15 protein-coding genes and 1 pseudogene are annotated in these 14,621 nt (G+C 73.3%); 7 read left to right on the top strand and 9 right to left on the bottom strand.

The window, feature by feature from the left end; all coding sequences use genetic code 11:
- Positions 1-494: pseudogene (locus tag ACIG47_RS23410) on the bottom strand (hypothetical protein); the annotation flags it as partial.
- A gap of 382 nt (positions 495-876) precedes the next feature.
- Positions 877-1,485: a TetR/AcrR family transcriptional regulator gene (locus ACIG47_RS23415; protein ID WP_397433470.1), complete on the bottom strand. Its 609-nt coding sequence runs from the start codon at positions 1,483-1,485 to the stop codon at positions 877-879.
- A 171-nt stretch (positions 1,486-1,656) separates the two neighbouring features.
- Here ACIG47_RS23415 and ACIG47_RS23420 point away from each other — a divergent pair, with 171 nt between their 5' ends.
- On the top strand, positions 1,657-1,878 hold the full coding sequence (locus ACIG47_RS23420; protein ID WP_397415419.1) for a hypothetical protein: 222 nt from the start codon (positions 1,657-1,659) through the stop codon (positions 1,876-1,878).
- 30 nt (positions 1,879-1,908) lie between these two features.
- Here ACIG47_RS23420 and ACIG47_RS23425 read toward each other — a convergent pair whose 3' ends face one another.
- The 5 genes from ACIG47_RS23425 to ACIG47_RS23445 are packed head-to-tail and all read right to left on the bottom strand — an operon-like array spanning position 1,909 to position 5,681.
- The gene (locus tag ACIG47_RS23425) at positions 1,909-2,466 is read right to left on the bottom strand and encodes a DUF5134 domain-containing protein (protein ID WP_397433471.1); all 558 of its coding nucleotides are present in this window, start codon (positions 2,464-2,466) and stop codon (positions 1,909-1,911) included.
- Positions 2,467-2,493: 27 nt separating this feature from the next.
- Positions 2,494-3,720, bottom strand: coding sequence for a Dyp-type peroxidase (locus tag ACIG47_RS23430; RefSeq protein ID WP_397433472.1), 1,227 nt, complete (start codon positions 3,718-3,720; stop codon positions 2,494-2,496).
- On the bottom strand, positions 3,720-4,349 hold the full coding sequence (locus ACIG47_RS23435) for a copper chaperone PCu(A)C (RefSeq protein ID WP_397433473.1): 630 nt from the start codon (positions 4,347-4,349) through the stop codon (positions 3,720-3,722). Before ACIG47_RS23435 ends, ACIG47_RS23430 begins: the two co-directional genes overlap by 1 nt.
- Positions 4,350-4,360: 11 nt before the next feature.
- Complete coding sequence (locus ACIG47_RS23440) at positions 4,361-4,978, bottom strand: copper resistance protein CopC (protein WP_397433474.1); 618 nt, start codon at positions 4,976-4,978, stop codon at positions 4,361-4,363.
- A 58-nt stretch (positions 4,979-5,036) separates the two neighbouring features.
- On the bottom strand, positions 5,037-5,681 hold the full coding sequence (locus ACIG47_RS23445) for a hypothetical protein (RefSeq protein ID WP_397433475.1): 645 nt from the start codon (positions 5,679-5,681) through the stop codon (positions 5,037-5,039).
- Between the two features lie 48 nt (positions 5,682-5,729).
- Here ACIG47_RS23445 and ACIG47_RS23450 point away from each other — a divergent pair, with 48 nt between their 5' ends.
- Positions 5,730-6,839, top strand: a complete 1,110-nt coding sequence (locus ACIG47_RS23450) for a PQQ-dependent sugar dehydrogenase (protein WP_397433476.1) — start codon at positions 5,730-5,732, stop codon at positions 6,837-6,839.
- Here the strand turns inward: ACIG47_RS23450 and ACIG47_RS23455 are convergent.
- Together ACIG47_RS23455 and ACIG47_RS23460 are read right to left on the bottom strand one after the other, a co-directional pair.
- On the bottom strand, positions 6,823-8,178 hold the full coding sequence (locus ACIG47_RS23455) for an ABC transporter substrate-binding protein (RefSeq protein WP_397433477.1): 1,356 nt from the start codon (positions 8,176-8,178) through the stop codon (positions 6,823-6,825). The genes ACIG47_RS23450 and ACIG47_RS23455 overlap by 17 nt on opposite strands.
- 66 nt (positions 8,179-8,244) lie before the next feature.
- On the bottom strand, positions 8,245-11,073 hold the full coding sequence (locus tag ACIG47_RS23460) for a cation-translocating P-type ATPase (RefSeq protein WP_397433479.1): 2,829 nt from the start codon (positions 11,071-11,073) through the stop codon (positions 8,245-8,247).
- A gap of 99 nt (positions 11,074-11,172) precedes the next feature.
- Here ACIG47_RS23460 and ACIG47_RS23465 point away from each other — a divergent pair, with 99 nt between their 5' ends.
- The 5 genes from ACIG47_RS23465 to ACIG47_RS23485 all read left to right on the top strand — a co-directional run bounded on the left by ACIG47_RS23465 (position 11,173) and on the right by ACIG47_RS23485 (position 14,613).
- Positions 11,173-11,529, top strand: coding sequence for a VOC family protein (locus tag ACIG47_RS23465; RefSeq protein ID WP_397433480.1), 357 nt, complete (start codon positions 11,173-11,175; stop codon positions 11,527-11,529).
- 227 nt (positions 11,530-11,756) lie between these two features.
- Positions 11,757-13,010, top strand: coding sequence for a prolyl oligopeptidase family serine peptidase (locus ACIG47_RS23470; RefSeq protein WP_397433481.1), 1,254 nt, complete (start codon positions 11,757-11,759; stop codon positions 13,008-13,010).
- Between the two features lie 104 nt (positions 13,011-13,114).
- On the top strand, positions 13,115-13,570 hold the full coding sequence (locus tag ACIG47_RS23475) for a GyrI-like domain-containing protein (RefSeq protein WP_397433482.1): 456 nt from the start codon (positions 13,115-13,117) through the stop codon (positions 13,568-13,570).
- 141 nt (positions 13,571-13,711) lie between these two features.
- A complete protein-coding gene (locus ACIG47_RS23480) occupies positions 13,712-14,128 on the top strand; it encodes a ribonuclease domain-containing protein (protein ID WP_397415386.1) in 417 nt (138 codons plus the stop codon).
- Between the two features lie 74 nt (positions 14,129-14,202).
- Positions 14,203-14,613 (top strand): barstar family protein, encoded by a 411-nt coding sequence (locus ACIG47_RS23485; protein ID WP_397433483.1) that lies wholly within the window; start codon positions 14,203-14,205, stop codon positions 14,611-14,613.
- The last annotated feature ends 8 nt before the right edge of the window (positions 14,614-14,621 follow it).

Here is a 14,621-nt window from a genome sequence, read left to right on the forward strand (position 1 = left end):
TTCACACACGCGTGCACATCCAGGCTCGCGGCGAGCTCCTTGACCCGCGCCACCAACCGCCGCGTCCCCATCCGCGCCAGCTCCTCCAGGCGCGCGGGGCCGCAGACCTGCTCGTCGATCAGGACACGGTGCTCCACCGACAGGTGCGACGTCTCCCGCACCAACAGGGTGGCCCGCCACTGCGAGAGCACCCCAGCCCGCAACGCCGCGAACGTGTGGGGCATCTGCGTCACCCACACCCGGGACGTGGACACGAACCCGGCCCCGGCCTGCGGACTGACCCGCAACGCCGCACCCACATGGCACGGCACACCACGACCCTGACGCTCCACCCGAACCGACTGCCTCGACTCCTCAGCCCGCGTCGCCTCGTCCAGGGCGACCACCAGGCGGGCCTGCGTCGCGGTCACCGCAGCCTTCACCGCCTCCAACTCACCCAACACATCCACCCACTCGCCCTGGACCTCCCGCGAGACCAAGCCCGACACGGGCATGTCAGAGGCACCCGGCAGAATCAACCCCGCCAGCGCCTCCCGCACAGCCCGAACATCAGCCACAGTGCCGACGCCACCAAGCACGCGCTCTCCGGGTCCCCCTGCACCACCACCGGGCAGCACACCATCAGGCAGCCCACCCTCGGGCAGCACGTTGGGCAGCACCGACCCGACAGGCTGCCCGCCCGCCAGTCCCCGCACCCCACCCGATCGCGTCATACCATCATCCTATGGCACACCTGTTCGATGCGCTCGACGAAGATGCCCGCCTGTGGACAAGCCACGAACGACCACTCACCACCCCTCGGCGCCACACCAAGAGCGCAACGACAGGGCAGCACCCCACCCACCCGAGCAAGCCACCACCCGCACCCGCAGCCCCTCAGCCCTCCGGCTCCACGACACAGGAACGGACCCGGTCCAGCGCAGCGCCCATCGCCGCCCGCATCGGCTCGGCGGTGCCGAGAACCTGCGCCAGCAGGGAGCCGCCCTGCAGCGCCGCGAGGAGCGCGAGGGCCAGGTCGTCCAGGTCGGCGTCGGGCCGGAGCGTGCCACGGTCGCGCATGGCCCGCAGCGCATCGAGCAGGGCCACCCGCCAGCGCTCGTACCCCGCGCGGATCTCGGCGCGCGACGCCGCGTCCCCGGCACACAGCTCGGCCGCCAGCGTGCTGAGATCGCAGCGACCGCCGACCACTCCCTGCCGGGCCACCGCGGCGTCGGCCCAGGCCTCGAGCGCCTCCATGCTGTCGAGCACACCTGGTGCACCAGGTCCGACGGCGGCCTGGCGTGCGATGACCGCCCCGATCAGCGCCTGCTTGGTGGCGAAGTAGTGGTAGAGCTGCGACCCGCTGACGCCGGCGGCATGGCGCACCTGATCGGTGCTCGTGCCGGCGACACCGTGCGCCGCGATCAGGCCCGTCGCGGCATCCAGGATCCGAGTGCGGGTCGCCTCGCCCTTCGGCGTCAGACGCCGCACGATCCGCTCCACCATGAGCCGACCCTAGCAGTCTGGGTCACGTGACCCAGAAAACGGGCAATCAGCACTCAGTGTGGTCGGAGTCATGGCAGATCTTGACGTTACATAGAGCGATGCCGGACCCTCGAAGGAGACGGGGCACCTGCCCCGTCCAGCCCGTTCCCGTTCCACGCAAAGGAGATGGCAATGAGCGACAACCCCGAGCTCGTCCACGTGGCGACCTTCTGCGGCAAGTGCGACTGCGGCTGCCCGGAGCTCTTCGTCGACCCGACGGCCGACCCCCTGAAGCAGATCGTGATCACCGACGACTTCGGCCAGCGCATCCAGATGAGCCACGACCAGCTCGCCGACCTCGTGGAGCAGGCCCGCAGCGGCGCCCTGGACGCCGCGGCCCTCCAGCCCGCCTGACCGGCGCCGGAAACCCACGGCCGGAACCCGTCACCCGGTGAGCATGAGCACGCACATCACCACCGTCCCGCCGCTCATCAGGGCACCCGCAAGGTGGTCGGCACCGCCGCGCTCCCGTCCGGCACCATGGACCAGGAGCACGACGGTGCCGACCACGAGGGCAACGACCAGGGCAGCGCCCCAGGCCGCGGCCCCGTCCGTGACGGTGGGGTGCGGACCGTGCGCCGCGTGGTGCGCCGCGGGCCCACGGCCCATCACCGCCACGGCCCACACCATCGCCAGCATCATCACGGCGTGCACCGCCAGCGCCCCCGCGTCGGCCCCGCGGCCGGGTTCGAGGGCGCGCCACGCGGCGAGCGCCGCGAAGAACCCCGCCCCCAGCGCGAAGAAGGCGACCTGCGGGAGCACCGGGAGCGCGACCCACCACGGCCACATCATGGCCACCATGACGAGGCTCATGCCCAGGTGGAGCAGGTGCTCCGCGACGGCGAGCGGCAGCCGGGCGGCGGCCAGCCACCACAGGGAGCGGACGCCGAGCCCGCCGAACACCGCGGTCATCGCCCACTGCGCCACCGGCTCCGCCGTCATCCGCTCCCCCACCCCTCGCCCACGGACTCACGTGAGGAGAGTGTCACCGACGAAGCCCCCCTCGGCACACCCCGGCGGCACGGCGAAGACCGCCGAACCGATCGGGACGGTCCACTCGTTGAGCAGGTCGAGCTGGTCCAGGCGCCGCTGGATCGGCGTGAACTGCCGGTCGACGTCCGCCTGGAAGGACACGAAGATCAGCCCGGACCGGGAGAACGAGCCACCCGCCGGGCGCTCGTCATAGTTGTAGGCGCGCCGGAAGATCCGCTCGGCCGAGTCCTCGCTCCGTGCCCGCCGCAGGTGGGAGAACTCCGCGATGACCGGGAACCCGATGGCGGTGGTCGCCTCGAGGTCGGGTTCGTCGAGCTCGTCGGTACCCGTCAGCGGCGCGCCGTTGGACAGGTACCGCCCCACGGACTGCTCGCGGCCGCCCCGGTCGAGCCGGTCCCACGTGTCGAGGTCCATCCCGATCCGGCGGACGACCATGCTCGTCCCGCCCGACAGCCACCCGTCGGTGCTCCACACGACCTGGTCGAAGTCCGCCGTCCCCGGAACCGGGTTGGACGTCCCGTCGACCTGGCCGAACAGGTTCCGCATCGTGGTGCCGGGCCGGACGCTGCCGTAGGCGCGCCGGAACCCCTGCTGGCTCCAGCGCACCGACGCGAAGCTCCGGGCGTCCTTGAGCAGCATGCGGGCCGCGTGCGCCACGGTGAGCGCGTCGTCCGCGGCGATCTGGAGCAGCAGGTCGCCGTCGCTGAACTCCGGCAGCAGCCGGTCGACGGCGAACGGCGGCAGCGCCCGCAGCCACTCCGGGGAGCGTCCTCGGGCGCGAGCCACGAACCGTGGCCCGAACCCGAACGTCACCGTCAGCCGTGCAGGGGCCACGGCCAGCTCCGGCTCGGAGTCGGCCAGGGCGGGTTCGCCCCGGGTCAGCCGGGCGGCGTCGTCGGAGAGGATCCGCATCAGGCGCGTCAGGTCGTCACGGCCGGTGTCGTCCAGGAGGTCGAGGGCGACGAAGAGGCCGTGCGCCTGGGCGTCGGTGCCGATGCCCGCCTGGTGCGTCCCGTGGAAGGGGACGGTCCGGTCGCCGTTCAGGCCGGCCGCCTCGGCGGGCCCCTCGGTCGTGCTGTTCAGGGCGAGGTCCGCACCGATGGCCGTGGCCGCGCCGACGCCGGCGACAGCTCCTCCGAGGAGGAACTGCCGCCGGGTCGACCCGGTCCGGCCGGTGCGCGCGCCCGTTCCGGGCCGCGGCATCAGCCGTCCATGTCCATGCTGCCGTCCATGCTGCCGTCCATGCTGCCGTCCATGCTGCCGTCCATGCTGCCGTCCGTGCCGCCGTCGTCCCCGCCCACGTAGTTCTCGTTCGCACCCGAGTAGTCCTTGACGGGTGCCGTGAACTCGTAGGTGGAGTCGTCGGAGAAGGCCAGCGTGAACGCCACCTCGTCGCCGGCCCGCAGCGGCCCCGCGAGGTCCATCAGCATGATGTGGCTCCCGCCCGGCGCCAGGTCGAGCGTGCCGCCCGCGGGGATCACGAAGCCGCCCTCGACCTCGCGCATGACCATCTCCCCGGCCTCGCCCTCCACGGTCTCGTGGAGCTCCAGGGCGGACGACGCCTCGGTGGTCGCCGAGACCACCGTGACGTCCTGGGAGCCGTTGTTGCTGAGCTGCCCGAAGGCCGCGGACATGCCGGAACCGGCGGCCTTGACCCAGCCGTCGGCGAGGGTCACGCTCTGCCCGGCGGGCGCCGCGACGTCCTCGGGCGCGGCGTCGGCAGCGGTTCCGCAGCCCGCGAGGGCGAGCGTCGCCGCCACGAGGAGCGCACCCACCCGGGCGCTGGTCGTGCTCCGGCGGATGGTCGGCCGGTTGATCAGAAGGTTGTGCACAGGAGTACCTCTCACGCTGTTCCCGACGCGCCAGGTTCGTCCCCGGAGTCGTCGGCACCGGCCGCGTGACCGCGGCGGCGGAGAAACTGGACGAGTGCGAGCAGCGCCACCGCGACGGCGGCACCGCCCGCGCCGACGAGGACGACCCGCCAGGGCCCCTCGTCGTCCTGCGCGACCTGATCCTGCGTACTGCCCTGTGCGTCGCTCCCCGGGCCGGCCGACGGGTCGGCCGCGGGCGACGAGCCGGCCAGCGGCTCGCCGTCGCCCACCGAGAACGGCACGACGCCCGAGATGGGGTGCCCGTCCGAGGACACGACCCGCCACCGGATCTCGTAGCCGGCCTCCGGCATGCCCTCGTCGAGCACCGCCGTGACCGTGGGGCCGTCGATCGTGGGGGCCGCCGACACCCAGTCGGTGCCGTCGCCGTCGGACACGACGACGACGGCTCCCATGTCCAGCACGTCGGCCGAGAACGTCAGCGACACCGTGTCGGGTGCCCGGTCCAGGACCTGGTCGGACGCCGGATCGCTGGAGACCAGCTTGTCGTGGGCGGACGCCGGGGCGGCCGTCGCGAGCAGCGCGACGACAGCCCCCGTCAGCCCGGCCACGAGGGGACGGGTTCGGGGCATGGCAAAGACCTCTCCTCCGACGTCGCCGGGCGACGTCGGCACGCACAGGGAACTGGGATCAGATCGCGTGCGGTGCGGGAGGTCCCCTGCGGAGCAGGGGTGAGAGCTGGGGCCCCGGGTGCAGGGGCCGGAAGGTGGCCGCGACCACGGCCGGGAGCGCGGGGCGCACGACGAGGCGTGCGCCCTCCACGACGGCGCGCCCGCCCAGGAGCCAGGCCGCGGCGCGGACGGCGAGCTGGCGCAGCCGGAGCAGGAGCAGCTCGCCGCGGTACAGGACGACGACAGTGACCGCCGCCGCCAGGGCGTGCCAGACCCACATCGTGACGTCGGCGTGCGCCATGCCCGCCGCGTGGTCCGCCGCGGCGCCCGCGGCCGGCATCGGCGGGACGACCGCCCCGTGGTGGTGCCCTGGGGTCGGTGCGGGTCCGTCCGAGGCGGGTGTGCCGAGCAGGAACAGGACGTGGAAGAAGAGCTGGCTCGCGACGACGGAGGCGGACAGGCCCACGAGCGACAGGCGGCGCCCGGCCCAGGCGATGCAGATCGGCAGCGAGAGCGCCAGCGGGACCAGCACACCCAGGGGGCCCGGCATCGCACCACCGGCGGCGAGGTGGGACGCCAGCGCGACGAAGGTCGCCGACGAGGCCGCCAGACCACCGCGCAACGCACGCACGCGCCTGGCGTGGTCGTCGCGTCCGCTCGTCACGCGTCCTCCGTCCCCCCGGCCTGCCCGAGATCCTGTCATATTAGCGTCATGCGCTCGCTCTCCAGGCTGGTCCCTGCGCTGGTCCCTGCGCTGGTCCCTGCCGTGGTCCCCGCTCTGGTCGTCGCCACCCTCGTCGCCGGGTGCGGGACCGCCGGGCCCACCGCACCCACCTCGGCGACCACACCGTCGACCACCGTGTCCGGCCCCGCACCCCGGGCGCTCGCGACCGGGCTGGACGTCCCGTGGTCGATCGCCTTCCGCGACGGCACCCCGCTCATCAGCCAGCGCGGCACCGGGGAGATCCTGGAGCTGCTCGACGACGGCACCACCCGCGCGATCGGCACGGTCGAGGACGTCCGCGCCGTCGGCGAGAGCGGGCTGCTCGGCCTGGCCGTCGACGACCAGGACCGCCTGTACGCCTACTCGACCGGCCCGGACGGCAACCGCGTGCAGCGGTTCGACGTGACGGGTGAGCCCGGGGCCCTGCACCTCGGCGACGCCGAGACCCTGATCGACGGTCTCCCGGCCGCGGCCAACCACGACGGCGGCCGCATCGCGTTCGGCCCGGACGGCATGCTGTACGCCACCGTGGGCGACGCCGGGAACCCCGACGACGCCCAGGACCGCACGGTGCTCGCCGGGAAGATCCTGCGCCTGACGCCCGACGGCGAGGTGCCCGGCGACAACCCGTTCCCCGGGTCTCCCGTGTACAGCTACGGGCACCGCAACCCGCAGGGCATCGCCTGGGCCGACGACGGCACGATGTTCGCCGCCGAGTTCGGCCAGGACACCTGGGACGAGCTGAACGTGATCACCCCGGGCGCCAACTACGGCTGGCCCGTGGTCGAGGGCATCGCGGACGACGACCGGTTCGCCGACCCGGTCCAGCAGTGGAGCCCGGCCGAGGCCAGCCCCAGCGGCATCGCCGTCGTCGACGGCGCGATCCTCGTGGCCAACCTCCGCGGCGAGGTGCTGCGGTCCGTGCCGGTCGCCGACCCCACGACCGCCACCGAGCACTACGCCGGCGAGTACGGCCGGCTCCGCGACGTCACCCTCTCCCCCGACGGCGACGTGTGGTTCCTCACCAGCAACACCGACGGCCGAGGCAGTCCGGGACCCGAGGACGACCGCCTGCTCGCCGTCACTCCCGCACCGTGAAGCCCTGGTTCCTGCCGTACGTCACCATCGACTCCTCCCAGGCCACGAGTCCGTCCGCCAGCGACGCCGACCCGGTGTACGCCTGGCCGACGGTGTCGGGGAAGACGCTGTTGGCGTAGACCTGGTACGGCAGGTACTGCCAGCCCTCCACCACGCCGGTGGCCGACGCCGAGAGCACCTCGTTGATGCGCTGCCCGCCGAAGTACGCGGGTTCCTTGGCGAGGAACTCGGGGCTGGTGAGGTCGGCCGTCGTGGCCGGGAAGTTGCCGTGGTCCAGCCGGACCTGCACACCGTCGCCGGCGTTCGCGTACTGCAGGAAGCCGTAGGCCAGGGCCTTCTTGTCGCTGGCCTCGGTCACCGACAGCGCCGAACCGCCGTTCTCCGCCGTCTCGTTCGCGCCCTCGGTCCACTGCGGCATCGGGGCCACCCGCCAGTCGCCCGACGCCGGGGCGGCCCCCGACTCCAGGTTCGCCGGCATCCACGCACCGGTCACCAGCGCCGCGATGGTCCCGTCGCCGAGCCGCTGGAACCACTCGTCGGACCACTCGGGCACGTTCGCCACCAGGTCCTCGTCCAGGAGCCGCTGCCACATCTCGGCGAACTTCGCCGAGCCCTCGTCGGCGAGGTTCACGGTCACCGTCGTGCCGTCCACGGTGAACGGCCTGCCGCCGGCCTGCCAGATCATCGACGTGGCGAACCCGGCGTTGCCGTCGTCCGCGATGATGTGGGTGCCGGCGTCGTACGCGTGGATCTTCCGGGCCGCCTCGACGAACTCGTCCCACGTGGCCGGCACCTCGACGCCGGCCTCCTCGAAGGTCTTCGCGTTGTAGAACAGGGCCATGGGGCCGGAGTCCATCGGCAGGCCGTACACGGCGTCGCCGTCCGTCACCGCACCCCAGGTCCCGGGCGAGTACGCGCCGTCCAGGTCGCCCGCACCGAAGGGCGTCAGGTCCGCGAGCGACCCGGAGATCGAGAACTGCGGCAGGGCGTAGTACTCGACCTGCGCGACGTCGGGCACGCCCGAGCCGGCGCTGATCGCGTTCTGCAGCACCACGTAGTGGTCGTTGCCCGTGCCGACGTTCGCCAGCTCGACGTCCACGTTCGGGTACTCGGCCTCGAAGCCCTCGACGACCTCGTCCAGCGTGGGCTCCCACGCCCAGACCAGCAGGTCGCCGCCCTCCTCCAGCGCGCTGGTCACCGCTTCCGGGGACAGCGCGGCCCCCGCGGCCAGGCCGGCGTCGGGCGCGGTGGCGCACCCGGCCAGGGCGGCCGCCGCGACGCCGGTCACGGCGAGCGCCACGCGGGCGCGCCGGTGAGAGCTGAACTTGCCGAGGGGCACAGGGACTCCGTTCGGATCGACGTCGACGTCTGCCGGGCAGGCCTCCGTACGGTAACTCCAGATCTCTCACCCCTGCGGGTGCCGCGCCCGCCAGAGCAGCTTGCGCAGCTCGTCGAACCAGAGCACGGAGGAGGCCGCGCCGAGCGCCACGGCCCACTGGGCGGCGTCGAGCGCTGCGGTGCCGAACGCCACCTGCAGGACGGGCACGTGCACGACGGCGACCTGGAGCACGACGCCGAGCCCGACGGCACCCCAGAGCCAGGGTCCCCGGAACATCCGGTGGAACGCGCTGGTGGTCTCGGAACGGGAGTTGAGCACGTTGAAGAGCTGGGCCAGCACGAGCGTGGTGAACCCTGCGGTGCGCGCCACGGTGAGGTCGTCGGTGCCCTCGACGAGGCCGCCGGGCAGGAAGATGTCGATGGTCAGCAGGGTGGCGACACCCATGACGAGCCCGATGCCGAGCACGCCGGTCCACATGCGGGCGTCGATGATGCGCTCGTGCGGGCTGCGCGGGGGCCGGGCCATCACGTCGTCGGTCTCGGGGTCCACGCCCATGGCGAGCGCGGGGCCGGAGTCGGTGACGAGGTTGATCCAGAGGATCTGCGTGGCCAGCAGGGGGACGACGACGGTCTCGCCGCCCGCGGCCCCGTCCAGCCCGACGACGCCGGCGAGCAGCACGCCGAGCAGCACCGTGCAGACCTCGCCCATGTTCGAGGAGAGCAGGTAGCGCAGGAACTTCTTGATGTTGTCGAAGATGATCCGGCCCTGGCGCACGGCGGCGACGATGGTGGCGAAGTTGTCGTCGCCGAGGATCATCGTGGCCGACTCCTTGGTCACCTCCGTGCCCGTGACGCCCATGGCCACGCCGATGTCGGCGGTCTTGAGGGCGGGGGCGTCGTTCACACCGTCGCCGGTCATGGCCACGACGTGCCCGTCGGCCTGGAGCGCGTCCACGATCTGCAGCTTGTTCTGCGGGGCCACGCGGGCGTACACGGAGACGGTGCGGGTGGTCTCGCGCAGGCCCTCCGCGTCCAGGTGGTCCAGCTCGGTCCCCGTGACGGCGCGGGCACCGGGCTCCACGATGCCGAGGTCGCTCGCGATCCGGCCGGCCGTGACGGGGTGGTCGCCCGTGATCATCATGACGCGGACGCCGGCGCGGTGGGCCTCGGCCACCGCCGCCGCGACCTCCGGGCGCGGCGGGTCGATGATGCCGACCACGCCCAGGTAGACCAGGTCGGACTCGTGCTCCTCCAGGCCGTCCGGACCGGTGCCCTCCTCCACCCGGCGGTACGCCACCCCCAGCGTGCGGTACGCCTGGCCGGACAGACGCTCGACGTCGGCGAGCGCCGCCGCCCGCCGCTCGTCGTCGAGCGGGACCGTCTCCTCGCCGACCTGGAGGCCGGTGCAGCGCGGCAGGAGCACGTCGGGGGCACCCTTGGTGACGAGCGCCCAGGCACCGTCGCCGGGCGGGTCCACGAGCGCGGACATGAGCTTGCGCTCGGACGTGAACGGCACCTCGCCGCGCCGCTCGAACCCGGCGACGCGGTCCGTGGTGCCGGCGAGCTTGTGCGCCGCGACGAGGAACGCGGCCTCGGTCGGGTCGCCCTGGACGGTCCACTCCCCGTCGTGCTCGACGAGCTGGGTGTCGTTGGCCAGGGAGCCACCGCCCAGCACCATCAGGACCTCGCGGGTGAGCCGCTCGTCGGTCAGGGGCCCGGAGCCGGCCCGGACCTCGCCGTCGGGCCGGTACCCCACGCCGGTGAGCGTGGCCTCGCCGGAGGCGGTGACGACGCGCTGGATCGTCATCTCGTTCTTGGTCAGGGTGCCGGTCTTGTCCGACGCGACCACGGATGCCGAGCCGAGCGTCTCCGCGGAGTGCAGCTTCTTGACCACGGCGTTGCGGCGGGCCATGGCCTGGACCCCGACCGCCAGGACCACCGAGAGGATGGCGGGCAGCCCCTCGGGCACGGCGGCCACGGCGAGCGAGACGCCGAGGAGCAGGACCGTGACGAGGTCGGCGGGCGTGCGTACGTCGTTGACGAGCGCCGCCAGGACCATCACGACCACGGCGATGCCGATGACGGTGAGGCCGAGCACCTTGCTGACGTGCGCGATCTCGCGCTGCAGCGGGGTGTCCTCCTCCTGGGTGGAGTCGAGCAGGCGCGCGATGGCACCCATCTGCGTGTCCATGCCGGTGGCCACCACGACGGCGCGGCCGACGCCCTGGGCCACGGCGGTGCCCTTGTAGACCATGTCGAACCGGTCGCCCAGGGGCGCGGGCTGCGCCAGCACCGCCGTGTCCTTGAGCACCGCCTCGCTCTCCCCCGTCAGCGACGACTCCTGCACGCGCAGCGCCGTCGCGCTCATCAGCCGCGCGTCCGCGCCGACGGCGTCCCCCTCGGCCAGCACGAGCACGTCGCCGGGCACCAGCTCGGCGGACCGCACCGTGCGGCGCCGGCCGTCGCGCAGCACGGTCGACATGGCCTCGGTCATGGACCGCAGGGCCGCGACCGCGCTCTCCGCCCGGCTCTCCTGGACCAGGCCCAGCACCGCGTTGAGCACGACGATCGCGGCGATGACGACGGCGTCCACCGGGACGCCGTGCGCCCCCTCGACCCACCAGACCGCCAGGGAGATGCCCACGGCCACCAGCAGCAGCGTCACGAGCGGGTCCCGGAACTGGTCCAGCACCTTGCGCCACACCGGGACGGGCGGTCGGGACCGCAACTCGTTGGGGCCGTGGGCCGCCAGCCGGCGCGCGGCCTCGGCGTCGCTCAGCCCGACGGCGGGGTCGACGCCGAGACCGCGGGCCACCTCCTCGGCGTCCCGCAGCGACGGGTCCGGCGCAGGCGGTGCGGCGGACAGGGGCGGGGTGGGCTGCTGCGGGGTGGCCACCCTGCGATCATGCCCCCGTCACGGCGGCACGACACCCCCAGCACGAGGTGATCGCCGCCCGACCGATCATTTCCGCCCGGCGGCGTCGTCGACCCTGGCATGGACGACTTTCTCTCCGACGGTGCCGAGCTGTTCGCGACGAGCTGCGTGGCCGACTACGCGGCCGCCTACCCGTGGTGGGAGGCGGTGCTCGGCGCGAAGCCGTCGTTCGACGCCACCCCGACGGAGTCGGTGTGGGAGGTGGCGCCGCACCGCTGGATCGTGCTCGAGCAGCGGCCCGAACGCGCCGGAAACGCGACGCACACGCTGTTCGTGCAAGACCTCGACGCCCGTGTCGCGGCGATCTCCGCGCGCGGCATCGAGCCGAGCGACCACGAGACCTACGGCGACGTGCGCAAGGTGATCTACCGCGACCCGGAGGGCAACGAGCTCGGCTTCGGCGGCAACGGCGGGTGAGCCCGGCCGCGCCGTCCGACGACGTAGCCGGCCACGCCGCCCAGCAGCAGGGCGCCCGCGGCGGCGAACAGCGCGGCGGTGCCGGGCGGGAACGCGCCGCCCGGGACGTACGTCGTCTCCGGTGCCACGACCGTCCGTTGACGTGCGCCGACGCCCCTCACTAGCCTCCGGGTGGTCGGTGCGCGCCGGAGCCCGCCGACCCTGGCCCCGAACGAAGGAGTTCCGCCATGAGCACCTCGATCTCCCGCCGCTCCCTGCTCGTCTCCGGCGCCGCCGTGGGCGCCTCGACCCTGCTGGGCGTGCCGGCCGCGAGCGCCGCCGGCCGCGACCCGGACGACGCGGTGGTGACGCCGGTCGCCGAGGTGCTCGACAGCGGTGAGCAGGTGACCGCGCTGCGGGTGTCCTCGCGCGTGCTGGGCCGCGTGGAGCGGGCGTCGCTGACGACGTCGACGTTCACGGTGCACGTGACGGCCACCAACCCGCTGACCGGCCTGGTCGCCTACGAGCAGGACCGGGTGGTCACGGCGGCGGGCTGGACGAGGCGCGGCGAGATCCTGCTGGAGCTGGCGCACGGCTGGGGTGTGAGCGGTGGCGACACCCTGCAGTACCTGGGCGCGTTCGGACGCAACGTGGTCCTGGACCTCGACCACGCGGTGACGCAGGCCGAGCCGTTGCGGAGCCACGGCGGCGGCTCTGTCGTGCTCGGCCCGTTCCGGCAGGGTCGCCTGTCCGACCCGGAGGTGGACGCGTTCTCCCGGCACGTGACGGCGTCGGGGCTCAACTACCGGTTGTTCTCCCCGCCCGGCGGGGGTGGCCGGCACGGCGCGGCGCTGGTGGTCTGGCTGCACGGCGGCGGCGAGGGCGGGCTGCTGACGGACGGGTACGACTACTACGACAACGAGACGCCGCTGCGGGCCAACCGGGGTGCCCTCGGCTTCGCCACGCCGGAGGCCCAGCGCCTGTTCGGCGGTGCGTATGTGCTCGCGCCGCAGTCGACGTCGGCCTGGATGCTCGACGGCGACGGTTTCGCGCCCCTCGTCCTGGAGGCGATCGAGGAGGTCGTGGCGGCGCACCGGATCGACCGACGCCGGATCCACGTCGCGGGTTGCTCCAACGGCGGGTACATGTCGCTGAAGATGGTCGCCGAGCACCCGGACAGGTTCGCCAGCTCGGTGCCGGTCTGCTGCGGCATCGGTCCGCGCGACGGCTCCGGCACCTACTTCATCTCCGACGGCGAGCTCACGGCGATGACGACGCCGACGTGGCTCGTGGCCTCGGCCGACGACACCACCCTGGACCCCGAGGACAACACGGTCCACGCCCACGAGCGCATCGCCGGCTCGATCATGAGCCTGTACGACACCGTGACGTGGGACGGGAACTCCTATCCCGGGCACTGGTCGTGGATCTACGTCGCGCGCAACGACCCGCGGCACGACGGCGTGCGCCTCTGGGAGTGGATGGCCGCGGCCCGGCGCTGAGCCCGTCCGGCGCCCTGCCGCGTCGAGGTGCGCGGGGCGCCACTGCGGGCGGATCCTGGAGGTACCGGGACGTCCGGGCCCGGTACCGACGGGAGGCGGACGACATGGAGATCGTTCGAGGCGAACGGGCGGCGCAGGAGATCGTGGGCCTGCGCGAGACGGTGCGCATGGACGCGCTCAGCGACTTCTTCGCCCGCGCGATGCGCACGGCGAGCGAGGCCCTGGCGGCCCGCGGGATGGAGCCGGCGGGGCCGCCGGTGGCCCTCTACACGGGGATGAGCGACGAGTCGTGGGACGTCACCGCCGGGTTCCCCGTGCCGGCGGGGGCTGCGCCGTCCGACGAGGTGGTTGCCGCGATGCTGCCCGGCGGGGCGACCGTGGAGGTGGTGCACCACGGGTCCTACGACGGCCTGCCGGGCACGCACGGCGAGCTCGCGGCATGGTTCCAGGAGAACGGCATGGTCGTGCCGACGGTGGTGTGGGAGGAGTACGTCGTCGGCCCCGACACCGAGGCGGACCCGGAGCGCTGGCAGACACGGATCGTCTACCCGGCGGGCTGATCCGGCGTCCCGTTCCGGCCGCGCCACCACCCGACAATTCAGACAGGTTAAATTCACCCGCAGGACGGTGCGTCGTCGGGTCCGCGTCGGCGGGGCGCACCAGACTCTCCCCCGGTAGTCCCAACCGAGAGGGAGGTCAGCGTGTCCGAGAAGAAGAGCATCGCGTCCAGCCTGGTGAGTCTGCTCGTCGTCCTGTCCACGATGGTCGGCTTCGCCGCCGCCACCGTCTCCGTCGCGCCCGCGGCGGAGGCGACCGTCTACAGCTCCTGCACCCACAGCGGCTGCGCCGAGGCGTACGACTCGCGGGCGATCTGGAGCTCCAAGGGATACCCGAGCACGCGCGGCTGGGTGAGCTGGCCGGACGGCCAGTGCAACTTTGCCGGCGGCACGTACAACAACTACGAGGGTGAGCTCCCCGCCGGCCACTCCTACCTCGAGTTCGACGTCACGCCGCGCGCCTGCGGCGCCGCGCGGCAGTCCTACCGGCTCGTCCTGGACCGCACCACCGGCGTGGTCTACTTCTCGCCCAACCACTACGGCGACTTCTACCGCATGTGACCCGCCCCCGTGCGCCGCGTCCCGACCGGTCGCGGCGCACGGGCCCGGCCGACCGGGACGGATAACCTCGAACCATGACGCACGACCTGCCCGTGCTCGTCGTCGACGGGACGCGGTTCAGCGACCTCGACGGCTTCGCCCGCGAGTTCTCCCGGCTGCTGACCGGGTACACCTGGAGCGGGAACCTCGACGCCCTCAACGACGTGCTCCGCGGCGGGTACGGGACCCCCGCGGGCGGCTGGGTCCTGAGGTGGCTCGGCTCGGAGGCCTCCCGGGCGGCGCTCGGCCACGCCGCCACGGCCCGCCGCCTGGAACGGCTCCTGCCGTCCGTCGACCCGTCGAACCGGGCGGCGGTCGAGGCCCGGCTCGCCGCCGCGCGTCGTGGCGAGGGGCCGACCCTGTTCGACGAGATCGTCGCGATCATGCGTGAGCACGGGCCCGGCGGCCGGGAGGCGGCGAGCGGGGTCGTGCTGGAGCTGCGGTGAGGCATGCT

The sequence above is a fragment of the Promicromonospora sp. NPDC052451 genome, assembly GCF_044547525.1.
Taxonomy (GTDB): Bacteria; Actinomycetota; Actinomycetes; order Actinomycetales; family Cellulomonadaceae; genus Promicromonospora.

What these genes read in the sequence shown, in the direction of transcription:
- ACIG47_RS23415 (WP_397433470.1), bottom strand. Translation starts at nt 1,485, where the DNA reads ATGGTGGAGCGGATCGTGCGGCGTCTGACGCCGAAGGGCGAGGCGACC.
- ACIG47_RS23420 (WP_397415419.1), top strand. Translation starts at nt 1,657, where the DNA reads ATGAGCGACAACCCCGAGCTCGTCCACGTGGCGACCTTCTGCGGCAAG.
- ACIG47_RS23425 (WP_397433471.1), bottom strand. Translation starts at nt 2,466, where the DNA reads ATGACGGCGGAGCCGGTGGCGCAGTGGGCGATGACCGCGGTGTTCGGC.
- ACIG47_RS23430 (WP_397433472.1), bottom strand. Translation starts at nt 3,720, where the DNA reads ATGCCGCGGCCCGGAACGGGCGCGCGCACCGGCCGGACCGGGTCGACC.
- ACIG47_RS23440 (WP_397433474.1), bottom strand. Translation starts at nt 4,978, where the DNA reads ATGCCCCGAACCCGTCCCCTCGTGGCCGGGCTGACGGGGGCTGTCGTC.
- ACIG47_RS23450 (WP_397433476.1), top strand. Translation starts at nt 5,730, where the DNA reads ATGCGCTCGCTCTCCAGGCTGGTCCCTGCGCTGGTCCCTGCGCTGGTC.
- ACIG47_RS23465 (WP_397433480.1), top strand. Translation starts at nt 11,173, where the DNA reads ATGGACGACTTTCTCTCCGACGGTGCCGAGCTGTTCGCGACGAGCTGC.
- ACIG47_RS23470 (WP_397433481.1), top strand. Translation starts at nt 11,757, where the DNA reads ATGAGCACCTCGATCTCCCGCCGCTCCCTGCTCGTCTCCGGCGCCGCC.
- ACIG47_RS23475 (WP_397433482.1), top strand. Translation starts at nt 13,115, where the DNA reads ATGGAGATCGTTCGAGGCGAACGGGCGGCGCAGGAGATCGTGGGCCTG.
- ACIG47_RS23485 (WP_397433483.1), top strand. Translation starts at nt 14,203, where the DNA reads ATGACGCACGACCTGCCCGTGCTCGTCGTCGACGGGACGCGGTTCAGC.